At 73.8% G+C, this 19,460-nt stretch carries 16 protein-coding genes; 3 read left to right on the top strand and 13 right to left on the bottom strand.

Annotation, left to right across the window (positions count from 1 at the left end):
• The first annotated feature begins 65 nt into the window (after positions 1–65).
• Complete coding sequence (locus Ae717Ps2_RS08650) at positions 66–1,103, top strand: zinc-dependent alcohol dehydrogenase family protein (protein ID WP_075305642.1); 1,038 nt, start codon at positions 66–68, stop codon at positions 1,101–1,103.
• Between the two features lie 15 nt (positions 1,104–1,118).
• On the opposite strand, the gene Ae717Ps2_RS08645 is transcribed toward Ae717Ps2_RS08650, so the two are convergent.
• The 7 genes from Ae717Ps2_RS08645 to Ae717Ps2_RS08615 all read right to left on the bottom strand — a co-directional run bounded on the left by Ae717Ps2_RS08645 (position 1,119) and on the right by Ae717Ps2_RS08615 (position 8,625).
• A complete protein-coding gene (locus Ae717Ps2_RS08645) occupies positions 1,119–1,340 on the bottom strand; it encodes a hypothetical protein (RefSeq protein ID WP_020623920.1) in 222 nt (73 codons plus the stop codon).
• Positions 1,337–2,344, bottom strand: a complete 1,008-nt coding sequence (bioB, locus tag Ae717Ps2_RS08640; protein ID WP_020623921.1) for a biotin synthase BioB — start codon at positions 2,342–2,344, stop codon at positions 1,337–1,339. The genes Ae717Ps2_RS08645 and bioB overlap by 4 nt, the downstream gene beginning before the upstream one ends.
• Before the next feature lie 2 nt (positions 2,345–2,346).
• The gene (gene bioD / locus Ae717Ps2_RS08635) at positions 2,347–3,045 is read right to left on the bottom strand and encodes a dethiobiotin synthase (protein ID WP_075305641.1); all 699 of its coding nucleotides are present in this window, start codon (positions 3,043–3,045) and stop codon (positions 2,347–2,349) included.
• Entirely contained in the window at positions 3,042–4,223 is a 1,182-nt protein-coding gene (locus Ae717Ps2_RS08630; protein ID WP_075334210.1) for an 8-amino-7-oxononanoate synthase, read from the bottom strand. The genes bioD and Ae717Ps2_RS08630 overlap by 4 nt, the downstream gene beginning before the upstream one ends.
• Before the next feature lie 72 nt (positions 4,224–4,295).
• On the bottom strand, positions 4,296–4,685 hold the full coding sequence (locus Ae717Ps2_RS08625) for a co-chaperone YbbN (protein ID WP_020623876.1): 390 nt from the start codon (positions 4,683–4,685) through the stop codon (positions 4,296–4,298).
• Between the two features lie 49 nt (positions 4,686–4,734).
• Positions 4,735–7,053: a bifunctional SulP family inorganic anion transporter/carbonic anhydrase gene (locus Ae717Ps2_RS08620; protein ID WP_075333206.1), complete on the bottom strand. Its 2,319-nt coding sequence runs from the start codon at positions 7,051–7,053 to the stop codon at positions 4,735–4,737.
• A 279-nt stretch (positions 7,054–7,332) separates the two neighbouring features.
• Positions 7,333–8,625, bottom strand: coding sequence for an adenosylmethionine--8-amino-7-oxononanoate transaminase (locus Ae717Ps2_RS08615; protein ID WP_075334209.1), 1,293 nt, complete (start codon positions 8,623–8,625; stop codon positions 7,333–7,335).
• Positions 8,626–8,735: 110 nt separating this feature from the next.
• Between Ae717Ps2_RS08615 and Ae717Ps2_RS38915 the strand changes: the two genes are divergently transcribed.
• The gene (locus Ae717Ps2_RS38915) at positions 8,736–9,770 is read left to right on the top strand and encodes a PaaX family transcriptional regulator C-terminal domain-containing protein (RefSeq protein WP_233147497.1); all 1,035 of its coding nucleotides are present in this window, start codon (positions 8,736–8,738) and stop codon (positions 9,768–9,770) included.
• Positions 9,771–9,882: 112 nt separating this feature from the next.
• Here Ae717Ps2_RS38915 and dnaE read toward each other — a convergent pair whose 3' ends face one another.
• On the bottom strand, positions 9,883–13,431 hold the full coding sequence (dnaE, locus tag Ae717Ps2_RS08600; RefSeq protein ID WP_020623479.1) for a DNA polymerase III subunit alpha: 3,549 nt from the start codon (positions 13,429–13,431) through the stop codon (positions 9,883–9,885).
• Positions 13,432–13,776: 345 nt separating this feature from the next.
• On the opposite strand from dnaE, the gene Ae717Ps2_RS08595 reads away from it, so the two are divergent.
• Positions 13,777–14,424, top strand: coding sequence for an HAD-IA family hydrolase (locus tag Ae717Ps2_RS08595; RefSeq protein ID WP_083696088.1), 648 nt, complete (start codon positions 13,777–13,779; stop codon positions 14,422–14,424).
• Between the two features lie 379 nt (positions 14,425–14,803).
• Here Ae717Ps2_RS08595 and Ae717Ps2_RS36035 read toward each other — a convergent pair whose 3' ends face one another.
• The 5 genes from Ae717Ps2_RS36035 to Ae717Ps2_RS08570 are packed head-to-tail and all read right to left on the bottom strand — an operon-like array spanning position 14,804 to position 19,363.
• A complete protein-coding gene (locus tag Ae717Ps2_RS36035; RefSeq protein WP_139318680.1) occupies positions 14,804–15,529 on the bottom strand; it encodes a hypothetical protein in 726 nt (241 codons plus the stop codon).
• A gap of 3 nt (positions 15,530–15,532) precedes the next feature.
• A complete protein-coding gene (locus Ae717Ps2_RS08585; RefSeq protein ID WP_060714737.1) occupies positions 15,533–16,444 on the bottom strand; it encodes an RluA family pseudouridine synthase in 912 nt (303 codons plus the stop codon).
• A gap of 10 nt (positions 16,445–16,454) precedes the next feature.
• Positions 16,455–17,003 (bottom strand): signal peptidase II, encoded by a 549-nt coding sequence (gene lspA, locus Ae717Ps2_RS08580; RefSeq protein WP_075305639.1) that lies wholly within the window; start codon positions 17,001–17,003, stop codon positions 16,455–16,457.
• A 43-nt stretch (positions 17,004–17,046) separates the two neighbouring features.
• A complete protein-coding gene (locus Ae717Ps2_RS08575; RefSeq protein WP_075305638.1) occupies positions 17,047–18,540 on the bottom strand; it encodes a potassium/proton antiporter in 1,494 nt (497 codons plus the stop codon).
• A 13-nt stretch (positions 18,541–18,553) separates the two neighbouring features.
• A complete protein-coding gene (locus Ae717Ps2_RS08570; protein ID WP_075305637.1) occupies positions 18,554–19,363 on the bottom strand; it encodes a bifunctional 2-polyprenyl-6-hydroxyphenol methylase/3-demethylubiquinol 3-O-methyltransferase UbiG in 810 nt (269 codons plus the stop codon).
• Between the last annotated feature and the right edge of the window lie 97 nt (positions 19,364–19,460).

Genomic DNA, 19,460 nt, shown 5'->3' with positions numbered 1-19,460 from the left:
GCATGTGCGGCGCGTCACCGCGACCGGGCGCGCATGAACGGTTCCGCATGTGGGCACCCATCGGTATGAAGGCGACTCTGATCCACGGCAAGCACGACATCCGGATCTCGTCCGACATACCGGACCCGGTCATCCGTGACGACACCGATGCGATCGTGCGGGTCCTGCGCTCCTGCATCTGCGGCAGCGACCTGTGGCCGTACAACTCGGCGGAGGACTCCACCGAGGGCCACCGCATCGGCCACGAGTTCCTCGGTGTGGTCGAGGAGGTCGGGTCCGGCGTCCGGAACCGCACGAAGGGCCAGCTCGTCGTCGCACCGTTCGTGTGGGCCGACAACACCTGTGACTTCTGCGCCGCGGGCCTGCAGACCTCCTGCCGGCACGGCGGCGGCTGGGGCTCCGACGGCACCGACGGCGGCCAGGGCGAGGCCGTCCGTGTGCCGTTCGCCGACGGCACCCTGGTCCCGATGCCCGGCGAGCCGGACGACGCGCTGCTCGCCTCGATGCTGACCCTGTCCGACGTGTTCCCCACCGGCCACCACGCCGCCGTCTCGGCGCGGGTGCAGCGCGGGGACACCGTGGCCGTCGTCGGCGACGGAGCGGTCGGGCTCTGCGCGGTGCTCGCGGCGAAGCGGCTCGGTGCCGAGCGCATCATCCTGCTCGGCCGGCACACCGCCCGGACCGACCTGGGCCGCGAGTTCGGCGCCACGGACGTCGTCCCCGAGCGCGGCGACGAGGCGATCGAGAAGGTCCGCGAGCTCACCGGCGGCGACGGCGTCGACGCCGCGTTGGAGTGCGTCGGCTACGTCGAGGCCGTCCGCACCGCCGTCGAGGTCACCAAGGACGGCAAGCTCGTCGGCCGGGTCGGCGTCTCGCAGTACTCCGACATCCCGCTGGGCGTGGGCTCGTTCATGCGCAACGTCGGCGTGCACGGCGGCGTCGCACCGGCGCGGGCCTACATCGAGGAGCTGCTGCCCGACGTGCTGGACGGCACGGTCCGGCCGGGCAAGGTCTTCGACCGCACGGTCGGCCTCGACGAGGTCCCCGACGGCTACCGCGCCATGAACGACCGCGAGGCCCTCAAGGTCCTGATCAAGCCCTGACCGGGACCGGGCCCGCTACCGGCTGGACCGCTCGCCGTGCCTGCTGCACCGGGCGGTCCAGCCCACCGGGTCGACCTGGACCACCATCCGCCGCGCGCAGTCCGGGCAGAAGCGCGGCGGCTCCAGCTCACGTCGCGCGGCGCACCGGTCGTGGCCCGCCGTCGCGTCGGGGTTCCCGCACTGGTCGCAGTACGGGCCCCCGTCCTCCCGGGTGGAGACCTGCACCGGCGCCGTCACAGCGTCTCGTTGAGGGCCTTGATCGGCATCTCCAGCTCGCCGAGCAGGTCGATGTCGGACTCGGCCGGACGTCCCAGCGTGGTCAGGTAGTTCCCGACGATCACCGCGTTGATCCCGCCGAGCAGGCCCTTGCGGGCGCCCAGGTCGCCGAGGGTGATCTCGCGGCCACCGGCGAAGCGCAGGATCGTGCGCGGCAGCGCCAGGCGGAACGCGGCGACGGTGCGCAGCGCGTCCGGCCCGGACATCGGCTCCAGGTCCCCGAACGGGGTGCCCGGGCGCGGGTTGAGGAAGTTCAGCGGCACCTCGTCGGGCTCCAGCTCGGCGAGCTGCCCGGCGAACTCGGCGCGCTGGTCCAGGCTCTCCCCCATCCCGACGATCCCGCCGCAGCACACCTCCATGCCGGCCGCACGGACCATGCGCAGGGTGTCCCAGCGCTCCTCCCAGGTGTGGGTGGTGACCACGTTGGGGAAGTGGCTGCGGGCGGTCTCCAGGTTGTGGTTGTAGCGGTGCACGCCCATGCCGGCGAGCTCGTCGACCTGCTCGGCCGTGAGCATCCCCAGCGAGCAGGCGATGTTGATGTCGACCTCGTCCCGGATCGCCGCGATGCCGGCGGCGACCTGGGACATGAGCCGCTCGTCGGGCCCACGGACGGCCGCGACGATGCAGAACTCGGTGGCCCCGGTCTTCGCGGTCTGCTTGGCGGCCTCGACGAGCATCGGGATGTCCAGCCAGGCCGAGCGCACCGGCGAGGCGAACAGGCCCGACTGCGAGCAGAAGTGGCAGTCCTCGGGGCACCCGCCGGTCTTGAGCGAGATGATCCCCTCGACCTCGACGTCGGGCCCGCACCAGCGCATCCGCACCTCGTGGGCCAGCTCCAGCAGGTCGTCGAGGCGGTCGTCGGGAAGGTCGAGCACCTCGCGCACCTGGCTGACGGTGAGGCCGCGGCCCTGGTCGAGGACCTGGTCGCGCGCGACGGTGAGAACGTCGGTCCTGGCGGTCGTCATGATCAGGCATCCTGCCAGCGGCCGACCGGGCGCGGTCCGAATGTGCGGCACGCAACGTCGCGGAACCACTCGGGAGCGGCACCGCCGAGCCCGGCCGGGAGCACACCGAGCAGCGGCACCCCGCTGGTCGCGGGCAGGTCGTCGAGGTTGCACCGGGCGGCGAGGTCGGGCGTGTCCGGCCAGGCCCCGACGACGACCCCGGCGCAGACCAGGTCACGCGCCCGCACTGCCTCGACGGTCAGCGCGGTGTGGTTGAGCGTGCCGAGCCCGGCCGCGGCGACGACGACCACCGGCGCGTCGAGCAGGCGGGCGACGTCGGCGACGGTGCCGCCGTCGTCGTCGAGGTGCACGAGCAGCCCGCCCGCGCCCTCGACGAGCACCAGGTCGTGGGTGCGGGCCAGGTCGCGGGCGGCGTCGGCGGCCGCGACGGGGGTGACCGGGGCGAGCCCGGCCCGCCGTGCGGCGGTCCCGGGTGCGAGCGGCTCGGGATAGCGGGCGAGCTCGGCGGTGTGCGCCTGCGGCACCAGCCGCGCGACGACGGCGGCGTCCCCCGGCTCGTCCGGTCCGACCCCGGTCTGGGCGGGCTTGAGCACCGCCACCCGCTCCCCCGCCGCGACCGCGACCGCGGCCAGCGCGGCGGTGGCGACGGTCTTGCCGACCTCGGTGCCGGTCCCGGTGACGACCAGGTGGCGCCCGGTCATGCCGGGACCCCCGTCCGCGCCGCGGCCAGCACCTCGGTGAGTACCCCGGCCGCGAAGGACAGCTCGGCGTCGGTGAGTCCGGCGCGGGCGGTCAGGCGCAACCGGGAGGTGCCCGGCGGGACCGACGGCGGGCGGAAGCACCCCACCCGCAGCCCGCGGCGCAGACAGGCCGCGGCGGCCTCGACGGCGGGGCCGGGCTCGCCCAGCACGACCGGGACGACCGCGGACACCGGCACCGGGGCGTCGCAGGCCCCGGCCAGCACCCCGGCGACGTGCAGCACCTCGGCCGGCCGGCCGGGCTCGGCGGCGAGCACCCGCAGCGCGGCGAGCGCCGCGCCGGCCGCGGCCGGGGCGAGACCGGTGTCGAAGATGAAGCTGCGCGCGGAGTCCACCAGATGGGCGGTGACCGCGGCCGGGCCGAGGACCGCGCCGCCCTGGCTGCCGAGCGCCTTGGACAGCGTGACGGTGGCGACGACGTCGTCGGCCCCGGCGAGCCCGGTCTCGGCGAGCAGCCCGCGCCCGCCGGGACCGCGCACGCCGAGGGCGTGCGCCTCGTCTGCGAGCAGCACCGCGCCGCGGGCCCGGCAGACCCGGTGCAGCGCCGTGAGCGGGGCGAGGTCGCCGTCGGCGGACCCGACGGAGTCGGTGACGACGAGCGCGCGGGTCTCGGTGCGGGCCGCCAGCGCGGCGTCGACCGCGTCGACGTCGCCGTGCGGCACGACGACCACCCGGGCCCGGGAGAGCCGGCACGCGTCGACCAGCGAGGCGTGTGCCGCGGCGTCGGAGACGATCAGGGAGCCGGGCCCGGTGAGGGCGGTGACGACGCCGAGGTTGGCGGTGTACCCCGAGGAGAACACCAGCGCGTCGGCGAACCCGCAGAACGCGGCGAGCTCGGTCTCCAGCTCGGCGTGCAGCGCGGTCGAGCCGGTGACCAGGCGCGATCCGGTGGCGCCCGCGCCCCAGGTGCGCAAGGCGGCCGCGGCCCCGTCGAGGACACGCGGATCGGTGGACAGCCCGAGGTAGTCGTTGCCGGCGAGGTCGAGCCACGGCCCGCTCGCGGGGTCGGCCGGTCGCGGGGACAGCCTGCGGCGCAGACCGGCCTCGGTACGGGCGCGGGCGTGCTGGTCGAGCCAGGCCAGCGGGCCGGATCCTGGCGTCGTCGGGAGGTGGCCGGTCACGTCCACACCCTAGGCAGAGCGGAGCCCCGCCCACCGGTAGGTGTGCGGGGCTCCGGGGTCGGGCGTCGCCGGTCAGGCCTGCGGCGCCTCGCCCTGCTGCTTCTCCTGCTCGGCGACGGCGGCACGGACCTCGTCCATGTCGACCGCCTTCACCTGGCCGATGAGGTCCTCGAGGGCCTCGGCGGGCAGCGCGCCCGGCTCGGAGTAGAGCACCACACCGTCGCGGACGGCCATCACGGTCGGGATCGAGGAGATCCCGAACGCCCCGGCCAGCGCCTGCTGGGCCTCGGTGTCGACCTTGCCGAAGGTCACGTCCTGGTGCTTCTCGGAGGCGGCGTCGTACACGGGGGCGAACTGGGTGCACGGCCCGCACCAGGACGCCCAGAAGTCGATGAGCACGGTCGTCCCGGGCGCGCCCACGACGTCGTCGAAGTTGTCGGTGGTCAGTTCCACGGTGGCCATACGGTCCTCAACGACGTCGTGGGTGCGGATTGTTCCCGGGTGCGCGGTCTCAGACCTTCAGCAGCCGGCGGGCCGCGGCGGTGGCCCCGTGCCCGTGTCCGGCGGCGATCCGGTCGAGGTCCGAGCCGTCGGTCCCGATGTCGGCGCGGGGCTCGACGAACCGGCCCGCCGCCTCGTCGAGGACGAGCACACGGGCGCTGCGGATGTCGTAGAACAGGCCCAGCACCTCGGCGCCGGAGTCCTGCGCCCGCAGCATCTCCAGCTGCATCGCGACGTTCACCATCGCCAGCTGGTCGGCCTCGCCGAAGCCGTCCTCCGCGGCGGCGACGGCGACCGGGTGGCCGGTCTCGTAGGCCCGCAGCACCGGCCGTGCCTCGCGCAGCCATTGGCCGAGCGCGGAGTCCCCGCTCGCGCCGCCGGCGAGCAGTCCCTGCATCGCGCCGCAGCCGGAGTGGCCGCAGACCGCGACGATCGGGACGTCGAGGGTGCCGGTGGCGAACTCGACAGCGGCCGCGGTGCCGGGACCGACGACGAGGTTGCCGACGTTCTGCACGGTGAACACGTCACCCGGGCCGCTGTGGGTGATGACGTGCGGCAGCACCCGGGAGTCCGCGCAGGTGATCATCATCGCGGATGGGGACTGCCCGTCGGCGAGCCCGGTCATGGTCGGGCGGATCGCCTCGGAGGTGTTGTCGTGGTAGGCGGCGACGCCGGCCATCAGCGTCCCCGACGCGTGCCCCTCGGTCCGCATGCCCTGCCACTCGCCCCAGGTCAGGAACCCGGCGCCAGGCGCGGTGGCGCGACGGGCCTGCTCGGGCTCGATCACGGTCACGGTGGCGCCGGTGCCCTCGTGCCGCGCCTTCCAGGCGAGCAGGTGGTCGTAGGCGGCGTGGTCGAGGTAGTCGGTGACCAGCCGGACGGTGACGTCGCAGCCGCGCGGGACGGCGTTCAGCTCGCGGGACAGCCGCGGCACGGCCAGGAAGCTCAGCGAGCCCTCGACGACGAGCTCGCAGCTGCCGTCGTCGGCCTGCTCCAGGTGCGGGCGGGACCGGACGGCACGCCAGAGCAGCATCAGCCCGGCCAGGACCAGCCCGATCAGGACGCCCTCGAGCAGGTTCAGGAACACGACGCCGAGCAGGGTGGCGGCGTAGATGGCCAGCTCGCCGTGCTGACGTGCGGTGCGGATCTCGGACGGCTTGATCAGCCCGACACCCATCATGACCAGCAGACCGGCCAGTGCGGCCATCGGGATGAGCTCGATGACGCCGATCAGCACGATCGCGAACAGCGCGATCCAGACACCGTGCAGCACCGCCGACGCGCGGGTCTCGGCACCGGCCTTGACGTTCGCGGCGGACCGGACGATCACACCGCTGATGGGCAGGCCGCCGATCATGCCGGACACGGTGTTGGCTGCACCCTGGCCGAGCAGCTCCCGGTCGGTGTCGGTGCTCGTGCCGGGCTTCATGCGCTCCACCGCGACGGCGGACAGCAACGACTCGACGCTCGCGATCAGCGCGATCGTCAGCATGCCGAACAGCACGCCGCCCCAGTTCGACTCCGGCAGCGTGGGCAGCGACAGCGCGTCCAGGAGCGAGCCCCCCAGCTGCACCCGGACGACGTCGGTGAACGCGAGGGAGACGACGGTGGCCGTGACGATCGCGACCAGCGCGGCCGGGACGACGGTCAGCTTCGCGGGCAGCCGGTTCCAGGTCAGCATGATCGCGATGACGATGCCGCCGAGGAGCAGCGCGGGCCAGGACAGGTTCGCGATCGCGCCGGGCAGCGCGGTGATCGAGTTGACACCGCCGGTCTGCGCCTGGCCACCGAGCACGACGTTCAGCTGGCCGAGGGCGATGGTGGCGCCGATGCCCGCGAGCATGCCGTGCACGACGGCCGGCGGGATGGCCTGGGCGAACCGGGACAGCCGGGTCAGCCCGAACACGATCTGCAGGACACCGGCGCCCGCGGTGATGAGGGTGGTGACCTGCCAGCCGAAGGTGTTGACCAGCTCGGCGACGATCACGGTCAGACCCGCGGCGGGGCCGGAGACCTGGAGCTTCGAGCCGCCGAGCAGACCGGCGACGACGGCACCGACGACGGCGGCGATGAGGCCGGCCAGGATCGGGGCGCCGGAGGCGACGGCGATGCCCAGCGAGAGGGGCACCGCCACGAGGAACACGACGATCGAGGCGGACAGGTCCGCCCGGGCGTGCGGGAACGTGCGCCCGAACCAGGAGCCGCCGGGCGGCGAGTGCTCGCCACGGCCGGACTCGGCCGGGGCGTGCTCGTGGTCCTGCATGCCGTGCTCGGTGTTGCTGGTGTTGCCAGTGGGGCGGGTGGTGCTGGAGTGACTGTGCGCGGACACCGGATCCTCCGTATCGGTCCGTGGGGGGGTGCCGGACCGCAACGGTGCGGTCGACTGGGGCGGGTCGTGCGGTGCGCGACCGGCGGAGCGGGTGCGGCCGACCGGACGAATGCGATCGGCCGACACCGTTTCACCCCGACCAGGGAATCGGATCCTGATGAGAGCGCTTCTCATCGTTTCGGACGTCTGCGACGAAACGCCCGGTCAGCGCCGTACATCTCTGTGTAACGTGATGTGGAACACGGAAAGATCCACCGGATCGGTGGTCCGATCAGGCGCTCAGCGCTGGTCGCGGTGCCCGTCGCCGTGGGGATCCCGCTGCCCCGCAAGCGCTGCGGCCCGCATCCCGGCGGTGATCAGCGCGATGTCGTCGCGGGTGCTGACGAACGGCGGCATCGCGTAGACGAGGTTCCGGAAGGGCCGCAGCCAGACCCCGGCGAGCACCGCGGCGGCGGTCGCGGCCGCGACGTCGACCTCCTCGTCCAGCTCGACGACGCCGATCGCGCCCAGGACCCGGACCTCCCGCACCCCCGGCAGCGACCGGACGGGGGCCAGCCCGGCGCGCAGCCCGGCGGCGATGTCGCTCACCTCGCGCCGCCAGTCCCGTTCGAGCAGCAGCGACACCGAGGCGTGGGCGACGGCGGCGGCGAGCGGGTTGCCCATGAACGTCGGCCCGTGCATGAGCACGCCGGCCTCGCCGTCGGTGATGCCGCGGGCGACCCGGGTGGTGCACAGGGTCGCCGCCATCGTCAGGTAGCCGCCGGTGAGCGCCTTGCCGACGCACATGACGTCCGGGGCGACGGACGCGTGGTCGGCGGCGAACAGCTCACCGGTGCGGCCGAAGCCGGTGGCGATCTCGTCGAACACGAGCAGCACGTCGTGGGCGTGGCACAGCTCGCGCAGCACGTGCAGGTAGCGGGGGTCGTGGAAGCGCATCCCCCCGGCACCCTGCACCACCGGCTCGACGACGACCGCGGCCAGCTCGTCGGCGTGGGTCTCGACGAGCTCGGCGAGGTGGGCGACGTAGTCGTGGGAGAAGTCCTCCGGCGGGGCGTCGGCGAACACCCGCTGCGGGAGCACGTCGGACCAGAGCGAGTGCATGCCGCCGTCGGGGTCGCAGACGCTCATCGCGCCGAAGGTGTCGCCGTGGTAACCGCGCCGCCAGGTCATCAGCCGGTGCTTGCCGGGGCGGCCGCGGGACCGCCAGTACTGCAGGCACATCTTGATGGCGACCTCGACCGACACCGAGCCGGAGTCGGCGAGGAACACGTGCTCCAGCCCCTCCGGTCCGACGTCCACGAGCAGCCGGGCCAGGTCGACCGCCGGGCCGTGGGTCAGGCCGCCGAACATCACGTGGCTCATCCGGCCGAGCTGGTCGCGCACCGCCGCGTCGAGCCGCGGGTGGCGGTAGCCGTGGATCGCCGACCACCACGACGACATCCCGTCGACGAGCTCACGGCCGTCGGGCAGCGTCAGCCGCACTCCCTGCGCCGACTCCACGACGATCGGCGCCCGGGTGGCCGGCATCGGCGCGTAGGGGTGCCAGACGTGGTCCCGGTCGGTGGCGAGCAGCGCCGCCGTGTCGGACGCGGATCCGGGGAGGGTCGGGTCCGGGACACGCCCGGGGCCTGCGGTGGTCACGAACGGCCACGCTAGTGCCGACCCTCTACGCTGGCCCGACCATGGCCACGCCCGACTCCGTGTACGAGCCGGAGGGGCCCGACGGGTCGGCCCTGCGCCGTCGCGAGCTCGGGCAGACCTCCGCCCGATCTCTGCTGCTCACCGTGCTGGGCGAGTTCGTCCTCCCGGCCGGCGAGCCGGTATGGACCCGGGCCCTGCTCGACGTGCTGGGCGCGCTCGGCGTGGAGGCCAAGTCGGCCCGCCAGGCACTGGCCCGCACCGCGGGCGAGGGCCTGCTCACCTCCGACCGCGACGGCCGCCGGGTCCGCTGGTCGCTCACCCCCGCCGGGTCGGAGCTGCTGTCCGACGGCGCCGCCCGCATCTACGGATTCGGCCGCCCGACGACCGGCTGGGACGGTCGCTGGCTGGTGCTGCTCGCCTCGGTCCCGGAGTCGCGGCGACGCCTGCGGCACCGGCTGCGCACCCGGCTCGCCTGGGCCGGGCTGGGCTCCCCCGCCCCCGGGGTGTGGGTCAGCCCCGACCCCGGCAAGGAGGCCCGGGTCGCGGCGGTGCTCGACGAACTCGATCTCACCGGGTCCGGGTACTCCTTCGTCGGGCACTACGGCGGCATCGGCCGCGCCGACGACATCGTCGCCCAGGCCTGGGACCTCGACGTCGTGGAGCGGGCCTACTCCGAGTTCCTCGACGAGTTCGGCCCGCACCTCGGGCCCGGCGCATCCGGCCGCTCCGAGCCCGGGCCCGCCGCATCCGGCCGCTCCACAACCGGCCACGCCGCATCCGGTCCCGCTGCATCCGGTCCCGCTCGCGCCGGTGCAGCCGCGTCCGGTCACACCGCCGCGTCCACCGCCGCCGCCGCCGACGCCGGCGGTGGCGACGACGGTGACGGCGTCCTCGCCCGCCAGGTCCGCCTGGTCCACGCCTGGCGTCGCTTCCCGTTCCTCGACCCCGAGCTGCCCGCCGAGCTGCTGCCCGAGCACTGGGCCGGGTCCCGTGCCACGGAGCTGTTCACCACCCTGCACGAGCGCTGGGACGCCCCCGCCCGCGCCGCCTGGGCCGACCTGGCCCGCCGGGCCTGAGCCCCGCCCCACCGGACCGGGCCGGCGGCCGGTCGGTGCCGCATCCACACCCCGTCCCCGGTACCCACACCCGTTGCAACGGGTGTGGACGCCGGCTGAGAGGTGTGGCTGGTCAGCCGCCGAGGCAGCCGGGGCCGAGCAGGGCCTTCAGGTCCCCCATCAGGGCCGAGGTGTGCGTGACCTTGAGCGAGTCGTCCAGCCGCAGGGCGGTCATCTTGCTGCCGTAGACCAGGGTCAGGTGCACCTCGGAGGTGCCGGGGTGGTGGGTCAGCACCTCCTTGAGCTTCGCGACGCGCTCGGGGGTGCACTGGTCGGTGCGCAGACTGACCTTGATCGGCAGTCCGGCCTCACCGGTGGCGAGCTCGGGCACCGCGAGGTCGTTCGCGATCAGCGACACGCGGTCGTCGCGCTTGTTGACCCGCGCCTTGACCAGCACGATCGCGTCCTCGGCGACGTCGACGCCGACCACCTGGTAGGCCCGCGGGAAGAACAGCACCTCGATGCCACCGGCGAGGTCCTCGATCTGCGCCGAGGCCCAGGGCTCGCCGTTCTTGTTCACCCGGCGGTTGACGTTGGCGAGGATGCCGCCGACGGTGACCTGCGCGCCCTCGGCGACCGAGCCCTCGACGATGTCGGCGATCGAGGTGTCGGACTTCGCGGCGAGCGCCTGCTCGAGCCCCTGCAGCGGGTGCCCGGACACGTAGAGGCCGAGCATCTCCCGCTCGACGGCGAGCTTGTGCTTGGAGTCCCACTCCTCGTCGGGCACCTTCACGTCGAAGATGCCACCGAGGCCGCCGTCATCGCCCTCGCCGGGGCCGTCCAGGGACCCGAACAGGTCGAACTGGCCCATCGAGGCGGCCTTCTTGGTGCTCATCACCGCGTCGATGGCGTCGGCGTGCACGAGCAGCAGGCCCTTGCGGGAGTGCCCGAGCGAGTCGAAGGCTCCCGCCTTGATCAGCGACTCGACGACCTTCTTGTTGCAGACGACCGCGTCGACCTTGCGCAGGAAGTCGGAGAAGTCGACGAAGTTCCCCTTCTCCCGTCGTGCGGCGACGATCGCGTCGACGACGTTGTGCCCGACGTTGCGGATGCCGCCGAGGCCGAAGCGGATGTCGTCGCCGACCGGGGCGAAGTTGCGCACCGAGTCGTTGACGTCGGGCGGGAGGACCGTGATGCCCATCCGGCGGCACTCGGCCAGGTAGACGGCGGCCTTGTCCTTGTCGTCGCGCACCGAGGTGAGCACGCCGGCCATGTACTCGGCCGGGTAGTTCGCCTTGAGGTAGGCCGTCCAGTAGGACACCACGCCGTAGGCGGCGGAGTGGGCGCGGTTGAAGGCGTAGTCGGAGAACGGGAGCAGGATGTCCCAGAGCGTCTTGATCGCGGCGTCGGAGTAGCCGTTGTCCTTCATGCCCTGGGCGAAGCCGGCGTACTCCTTGTCCAGGATCTCCTTCTTCTTCTTGCCCATCGCGCGGCGGAGCAGGTCCGCCTGGCCGAGTGTGTAGCCCGCCAGCACCTGCGCGATGGACATGACCTGTTCCTGGTAGACGATCAGACCGAAGGTCTCACCCAGCACGTCCTTGAGCGGCTCGGCCAGCTCCGGGTGGATGGGCGTGATCTCCTGCCGGCCGTTCTTGCGGTCGGCGTAGTCGTTGTGCGCGTTCGCACCCATCGGGCCCGGGCGGTACAGCGCGCCGACCGCGGAGATGTGCTCGAACTCGCTGGGCGCCATGCGCCGCAGCAGGTCCCGCATCGGGCCACCGTCGAGCTGGAACACACCCAGGGTGTCCCCGCGGGAGAGCAGCTCGTAGGTCTTGCGGTCGTCCAGCTCGACCTTGTCCAGGTCGACGGCGGGCTTGCCGTTGAGCTCGATGTTCTCCAGGGCGTCGTCGAGGATGGTGAGGTTGCGCAGCCCCAGGAAGTCCATCTTCAGCAGACCGATGGTCTCGCAGACACCCATGTCGAACTGGGTGATGATCGCGCCGTCGGACTCGCGGCGCTGGATCGGGATGACGTCGATCAGCGGCGTCGAGGACATGATCACGCCCGCGGCGTGCACACCCCACTGCCGCTTCAGCCCCTCCAGGCCCCGCGCGGTGTCGATGATCTCCTTGACCTGCGGGTCCGCCTCGTAGAGGGCGCGGACCTCGGTCGCCTCGGAGTAGCGCTTGTGCGACGGGTCGAAGATGCCCGACAGCGGGATGTCCTTGCCCATCACCGCGGGCGGCATCGCCTTGGAGATCCGGTCCGCGACGGAGTAGCCGGGCTGGCCGTAGAGCACCCGCGCCGAGTCCTTGATCGCGGCCTTCGCCTTGATCGTGGAGTAGGTGATGATCTGCGCGATCCGGTCCTCGCCGTACTTCTCGGTGACGTAGCGGATCATCTCGCCGCGGCGGCGCTCGTCGAAGTCCATGTCGATGTCGGGCATCGACACACGGTCCGGGTTGAGGAACCGCTCGAAGATCAGCTTGTGCCGGATCGGGTCGAGGTCGGTGATGCCGAGGACGTAGGCGACCAGCGAGCCCGCCGCCGAGCCACGGCCGGGGCCGCAGCGGATGCCGACCGACTTGGCGTGCTGGATGAGGTCCGCGGTCACCAGGAAGTAGCCGGGGTAGCCCATCTTGATGATGACGCCGACCTCGTAGTTGGCCTGCCGCCGGTACTTCTCGGTGACGCCGTCGGGGAACCGCATGTGCAGCCCCCGCTCGACCTCCTTGATCAGCCAGGACTCCTCGGTCTCTCCCTCGGGGACGGGCGCCTTGGGCTGGAGGTCCTGGCCGGTGGTGAAGTCGATGTTGCAGCGCTCGGCGACGAGCAGCGTGTTGTCACAGGCCTCGGGGTGGATCGGGTCCCAGAGGGCGCGCATCTCGGCGGCGGACTTGAGGTAGAAGTCCTGCGCGTCGAACTTGAACCGGTTCGGGTCCGCGAGGGTCTTGCCGGTCTGGACGCACAGGAGCACCTCGTGCGCCTTGGTGTCGTCCGGGTAGGTGTAGTGCAGGTCGTTCGTCGCGAGGCCGGGCAGGTCGAGCTTGTCCTTGAGCCGGAACAGGTCCTCCTGGACCCGCTTCTCGATCTCGATGCCGTGGTCCATCAGCTCCAGGAAGAAGTTGTCCTTCCCGAAGATGTCCCGGTAGTCGCTCGCGGCCTGGCAGGCGCCGTCGAAGTCGTGCTGCTGGAGCAGGCGGGCGACCTCGCCGGACGGGCAGCCGGTCGTCGCGATCAGGCCCTTGCCGTACTTCTCGAGCAGCTCGCGGTCCATACGCGGCTTGTAGTAGTACCCCTCGAGGCTGGCCAGCGAGGAGAGCCGGAAGAGGTTGTGCATCCCCTCCGTGTTCTCCGCGAGCAGCGTCATGTGGGTGTACATGAGGTCGGGGTTGTTCTCGCTGCCGTTCCCCAGCGCGGTGCGCTTGCGCTCGTGGCGCGACCCGGGCGCGAGGTAGCCCTCCATGCCGATGATCGGCTTGACGTCGTGCGCCTTCGCCTTGCGCCAGAACTCGAAGGCGCCGTACACGTTGCCGTGGTCGGTCATCGCGATGGCCGGCATCTCGTGCTTGGCGGCCTCGGAGAACAGGTCGTCGAGCCGCGCGGCCCCGTCGAGCATCGAGAACTCGGTGTGCGTGTGCAGATGGACGAAGGAGCGATTCCCGGATCCGGCACTGCCCATGTGTGTCCCGCGCTCCTCTCCCGCGCCGCTGGGACGGCGCGGACCTGACGATGTGCGCACGCCCGTCGGGGCGGACGTGCCCGGCACCGGGCCGGCGGCACGGCCGGGCAGGGACGACGGCGCCGGGTGTGCGGGCCTGGCGGGGCCCGCTCGCCGGAGCCGGTGGACCCTGCGGGTCCGGACCGACCGGATCGGTGAGGGCCTCAGCGTAACGGTGGGGTCCGACGGTTCCGGCGACGGCGGGCGGGCACGATCGGGCCCCGCGTGTCGCTCCAGCTCACCCCCCGTCCACCCCGGACGACGGCGTGTCGCGGACCCCCGGTGGCGGGTTAGGGTCGGGCCACGATGCCCGCCACCCCCGAGCCGCCGCAGACGCCGACGACACTGCAGCCGATGCCGAGGACGGTCGTGTTCGACCTCGGTGAGGTGCTCGTCCCCTCCGCGGGGCTCGAACGCCGCCTGGCCGCGGTGCTCGGGGTGTCCGAGCCGGCCCTGCGCGAGGCGTACTGGCGCCACCGGGCCCGGCACGACCTGGGCGAGCCGCCGGACCGCTACTGGACCGCCGTCTGCACCGAGCTGGGCCTGGCGCCCGAGCGGACCCGGCTCGACGCCGCCGAACGGGTCGACGTGACCTTCTGGTCGACGCTGCCGCCGTCGTCGTCGCTGCTGATCGCCGACCTCGCCCGGGCCCGGGTGCGCCTGGCGGTGCTGTCGAACGCCCCGCGCGGGCTCGCGGCCGCGGTGCGTGCGGCGGCCTGGAGCAGCCCGTTCGACCGGCTGCTGTTCTCCGCCGACGTCGGGACCGCGAAGCCGTCGCAGGACATCTACCGACGCGCCGACGTCGAGTTCGGGACCGCGCCGGAGCAGGTGGTGTTCTTCGACGACCGGGTCGACAACGTCCGCGCCGCCGTCGCGCACGGCTGGGACGCCCATCACTGGGAGGGCGCCGCCCGGGCCGTCCGGGTGCTGCGCGAGCGCGGCGTGCTCGGCTGACCGGGCCGCCTGCCCGTGCTCCGCAGGGGTGCGGCACCCTCCTGCCCGGCCGGCGGCACCCCCCCTCGGGAGCCGGCGCCGTGATCACCACCGGTGAGGTGATCGGTGCCGGATTCGGCACCGATCGGCTCGGCCGTGGCGATCATGACCGGACGTGCGTGCGCGGGAGGCGGACGAGCCGGGCCCGGGCAGATCGCGGGCGGGACCGCGGCTCAGGGCCCGGGCACCGCATGATCACCACCGATGCAGCGATGGGTGCCGGATCCGGCACCGATCGGCTCGGTCGTGGCGATCATGACCGGGCAGCCGGTGGCCGCGGCGGCGCCGGGCCACCGTCGTCACCGGCGGCTCGCGGCGGTGGGTGGACCGGGAGGACTGCTCAGGGGACGGGGCCGTCGTCGGGGGGTGGGCTCGCGCTGGTGGTCTGCTCGGGCAGCAGCGGCGACAGCGCCAGCTCCGGTGCGGTGGTCCCGGGCGGTGCGGCCTGCACGGCGCGCACCCCCTGGCGCGCGGCGAGCGCCTCGAGCCCGGCCCGGTCCGCGGTCACGACCAGCGCGACCACGCAGGCGCAGCCCGGGTCGCCGAGGGCGCGGCCCTCGGCGGCGGCCACCGCGGCCCGCCGGGCGAGCGCGGCGCGGGCCTCCGGGGTGCCCGCTCCCCCGCCGTCGTGGGCGGCCCGGTCGGCGTCGGCACCGGCGCCGTACGCGGCCCGCTCGCGGGCGACGCCGAGCGCGCCGGCGGCGTCCCCGGTGCCGGTGACCGGCTCGAACCGCAGCGCGGTCTGCACCCGGTCGATCGGCACCCGGAACACCGCGGTCCCGACCGGGCCGACCCCGGCGGGCACCGCGGCCGCGGCGTCGACCGTCAGCGGCCGGGCGAACTGGACGAGCGCGGGCACCGCGGGTCCGGGCGGGGGCAGGGTCGCGGGCAGCCCGGCGAGGTAGCCGGCGACGTCCTGGCCGGGGTCGGGGCCCAGCCGCACCGACCCGGTCGCCGCCGGGGGCCCGGCCGACGGCCCGGACCCGGCCGCCCAGACGGCACCGAGGAACACCACCGCCATCGCCGCGGCGATCCACCCCAGCGCCCGGGTGCTCAGACCGGTCACGCGTCAGTCCCGCAGGACGTCCAGCGCCGCGTCGAGGTCGGCCGGGTAGGGGCTGGTGAACTCGACGTGCCGGCCGTCGGCGGGGTGGGCGAACCCGAGTGTGCGGGCGTGCAGCCACTGCCGGGACAGCCCGACCCGCTTGGCCAGCGTCGGGTCGGCGCCGTAGGTGATGTCGCCGACGCAGGGGTGGCGCAGCGCGGAGAAGTGCACCCGGATCTGGTGGGTGCGGCCGGTCTCCAGGTGCACGTCGAGCAGGCTGGCCGAGCGGAACGCCTCGATGGTGTCGTAGTGGGTGACGCTGGGCTTGCCGCTCTGCATCACCGCGAACCGGTAGTCGTGGCGCGGGTGCCGGTCGATCGGGGCGTCGATCGTGCCCGACGAGGGGTCCGGGTGCCCCTGCACGACGGCGTGGTAGCGCTTGTCGACGGTGCGTTCCTTGAAGGCCCGCTTGAGCTCGGTGTAGGCGTGCTCGGAGGTGGCGACGACCATCACCCCGGTGGTGCCGACGTCGAGCCGGTGCACGATGCCCTGCCGCTCGGCGGCGCCGGAGGTGGACAGCCGGAACCCGAGCGCGGCGAGCCCGCCGGTGACGGTCGGCCCGGTCCAGCCCGGGGAGGGGTGCGCGGCGACCCCGACCGGCTTGTCGACGACGACGATGTCGTCGTCGGAGTGCAGCACCGTCAGGCCCGCGACGACCTCGGCCGGGCCCTCGATGACCGCGGGCGCGGGCGCGTCGGGCAGCTCGACCTCCAGCCAGGACCCACCCGGCAGCCGGTCGGACTTGCCGGCCTCACGACCGTCGACCGAGATCCGGCCCGACTCGGCCAGGGTGGCGACGACGGTCCGCGACAGCCCCAGCAGCCGGGACAGCCCGGCGTCGATGCGCATGCCGTCCAACCCGTCGGGCACCGGCATGCTCCGTACCTCACCCACGGTCGCGACTCCCGTCGATCTCGATGCCCCGCACGGCCATCAGCACCAGCAGGATCCCGCCGCACACGATGCCGGTGTCGGCGAGGTTGAACACGGGGAAGACGCTCCCGTCCGGGGAGAAGAAGGCCAGCATGTCCACGACGTGCCCGCGCATCGGTCCGGGTGCGCGGAAGAACCGGTCGACCAGGTTGCCGAGCGCGCCGCCGAGGACCAGGCCGAGACCGATGGCCCACCCGGTCGAGGCGAGCCGCCGCGCGATCCGGATGATCACGCCGACGACGACCACGGCGACGATCGTCAGCACCCAGGTGTAGCCGGTGGCCATGGACCAGGCGGCGCCCGGGTTGCGCAGCAGCGTGAGGTAGAAGAACCCGTCGATCACGGTGACCGGCCGTTCCCCCTCCAGCGCGGCGACGGCGGCGATCTTGGTGACGAGGTCGAGCGCCAGCCACACCGCGGCGATGCCCGCCAACAGCGCCACACCGCGCCGTCGTACGGCGGGGTCGATCGGCACGGTGGGGGGTGGGGGGTCGGCACTCACACCCGTGATTATGCGGGTCGCCCCGACACCTCCGACCGGCCGGTCAACCGGCCCGCTCGCCCGGCCGGCCCCCGCCCTCGTGCCAGCGGACCAGCTTGCCGCCGCGGTCGACGTCGCGGATCCGCTTCTCGGTGTCCTCCCGGTTGTCCCGGGTGCTGACGACGAGGAACTGGTCGCCCTCGCGCAGCCGGGTGTCGGTGCCCGGGGAGAACGCCTCGGCGTCCCGCACGACCAGGCTGACCGTGGCTCCGCGGGGCAGCCGCAGCTCGCGCAGGTAGACGCCGTGCAGCCGGGAACCGGGGGGCACCTTGACCTGCAGGAGCTCGGCGTCGACCTCGTCGAGCGGGGCGGCGTCGACCTCGACGCCGCGGGTGTCGGTGCGCGAGACCACCCCGAGCAGCCGCGCCACCCAGGGCAGAGTGGTGCCCTGGACCAGGGTGAGCAGCACGACCAGCACGAACACGACGTCGACCAGCCGTTGGTTCTGCCCGCCGCCCTCGGTGACCGCGATGAGGGCGAGCACGATCGGCACGGCACCACGCAGCCCCGCCCAGGACAGGAACGCCTGCTCCCGCCAGGGCACCCGGAACGGCAGGGCGGCGGCGGCCACCGACAGCGGCCGCGCGGCGAGCAGGACGACGGCGGCGCAGATCAGCGCGGGCACCACGGCGGCGGGCAGCCGCGCGGGCACCGCGTACAGGCCGAGCAGCACGAACAGCCCGATCTGGGCGATCCAGCCGGTGCCCTCGGCGAAGGAGACGACGCCGCCGCGGTGCGGGAGCCGGGAGTTGCCCAGCACCAGCGCGGCGCAGTAGGTGGCGAGCAGCCCGGAGGCGTGCACCCCCTGCCCGGCGGCGAAGGCGAGCAGGCAGGACGCGATCGCCGCGAGCGGGTACAGGCCGGTCGAGGGCAGCGCGGCGCGGCGCAGTCCCCAGGCCGCGCCCAGCCCGAGCAGCACACCGATGACGGCGCCGCCGACGAGCTCGTAGACGATCAGCAGCGGCGTCGTCCAGCTGATGGCCTCGGTCCCGGCCAGGACGACGACGGCGATCACCACCGGCGCGTCGTTCATGCCGGACTCGAGCTCCAGGGTCCCGGCCAGGCGTTGCGGGACGGCGACGCCGCGCAGCACGGAGAACACCGCGGCGGCGTCGGTGGAGGACAGCACCGCGCCCCACAGCAGCGCGGTGCGCCATTCCAGGTCGAGCAGCAGGTGCAGCAGCCCGCCCGTGACGGCGATCGACACCAGCACCGACAGCGTCGACAGCAGCAGCCCGAGCCCGAGCGCGGGCCGCACCGCCGACCAGCGGGTGGTGAGCCCGCCCTCGGTGAGGATCAGCACGAGCGCGGTGAGGCCGAGGGACTCGGTGAGGCCGGTGTCGTCGAACCGGATACCGAGCACGGACTCGCCGAGCAGCACCCCGATGCCCAGGTAGAGCAGCAGCGACGGCAGGCCGAGCCGCACCGACACCCGCACCGCGAGCACGCCGAGCAGCAGCACCCCCGCGGAGATGCCGAGCAGCAGTTCCAGGCTCACCGGGGCCCCCTGCTCAGGGCGACCAGGTCAGCGTGACGGCGTCGGTGCGTCGCGGCGGGAGGTCCACCAGCGCGGCGGCGACCTCCTCGACACGGTCGGCGGGCAGGCAGAGCCTGCGGGTGACCCAGGCGGCGTCGTGCGGCAGGCGTGCCGTGCGGGTCCAGGTCAGGACCTCCGGGTCGACGCCCTGCTGCTCGCGCAGCACCGCGACGGCGTCGTCATGGGTGGCCGACGGCGGCCGGACCACGTCGTGGAAGCGCTCCCACAGCGGGTCCAGCCAGGCCAGCGGGTGCTCGGTCAGCATCTCGACCACGACACCGCCGATCCCGCCCCGGGTGCGGACGGCACCGGTCAGCGCGGCGAGGAACGGGGGCAGGTCGACGACGTTGTGCAGCACGTGGTGGCAGACGACGACGTCGTGCCGCCCGGCGTCCCCGGCCGCCTCGGGCCAGCTGCCGTGCACGGTGGCGTGCGGCAGTCCCCGGGCGCGGGCGGCCTCGGCGAACACCGCGAGCATGTCGGCCTGCCGGTCGACGCCGACCACCCGGGCCACCGGCGACGGCTCCGGCCACGCCGCGCCGAACGCGGCGTCCCCGCCGCCGCAGCCGACGTCGAGCACGCTCGCCCCGGCGCAGGTCCACGCGGCGGCGCGCTCGGCGATCGCCCGTGCGGCCCGGTGCGACGGCGTGTCGGCAGGTCGGGCGGGCGGGGTGAAGTCGGCGGGGTCGTGGGTCCACGGGTCGGCGGGGGCCCGGCGGAGGACGTGGTCGGGGATCCCGCGGGCGGTCTGGCGTTCTCGCCACCGTTCCGCCGCGTCACCCATGGGGGTGAGGATAGGGCCCGGTGGGGCCGGCACCCCGGACCGGTGGTTCCGGAGATCCCGGCGACGCCCGGGGCGCCCGGGATCCCGGCGCCGACCA

Source organism: Pseudonocardia sp. Ae717_Ps2 (assembly GCF_001932475.1).
Lineage (GTDB): Bacteria > Actinomycetota > Actinomycetes > Mycobacteriales > Pseudonocardiaceae > Pseudonocardia.
This window is presented reverse-complemented; position numbering and strand designations above follow the sequence as displayed.

Bases quoted from the DNA above. Each gene is read 5' to 3' on its own strand.
- Ae717Ps2_RS08570 (WP_075305637.1), bottom strand. From the start codon at position 19,363: ATGGGTGACGCGGCGGAACGGTGGCGAGAACGCCAGACCGCCCGCGGG.
- Ae717Ps2_RS08585 (WP_060714737.1), bottom strand. From the start codon at position 16,444: ATGCCGGTGCCCGACGGGTTGGACGGCATGCGCATCGACGCCGGGCTG.
- bioD (WP_075305641.1), bottom strand. From the start codon at position 3,045: ATGACCGGGCGCCACCTGGTCGTCACCGGGACCGGCACCGAGGTCGGC.
- Ae717Ps2_RS08625 (WP_020623876.1), bottom strand. From the start codon at position 4,685: ATGGCCACCGTGGAACTGACCACCGACAACTTCGACGACGTCGTGGGC.
- Ae717Ps2_RS38915 (WP_233147497.1), top strand. From the start codon at position 8,736: ATGGCCACGCCCGACTCCGTGTACGAGCCGGAGGGGCCCGACGGGTCG.
- bioB (WP_020623921.1), bottom strand. From the start codon at position 2,344: ATGACGACCGCCAGGACCGACGTTCTCACCGTCGCGCGCGACCAGGTC.
- Ae717Ps2_RS08595 (WP_083696088.1), top strand. From the start codon at position 13,777: ATGCCCGCCACCCCCGAGCCGCCGCAGACGCCGACGACACTGCAGCCG.
- dnaE (WP_020623479.1), bottom strand. From the start codon at position 13,431: ATGGGCAGTGCCGGATCCGGGAATCGCTCCTTCGTCCATCTGCACACG.
- Ae717Ps2_RS08650 (WP_075305642.1), top strand. From the start codon at position 66: ATGAAGGCGACTCTGATCCACGGCAAGCACGACATCCGGATCTCGTCC.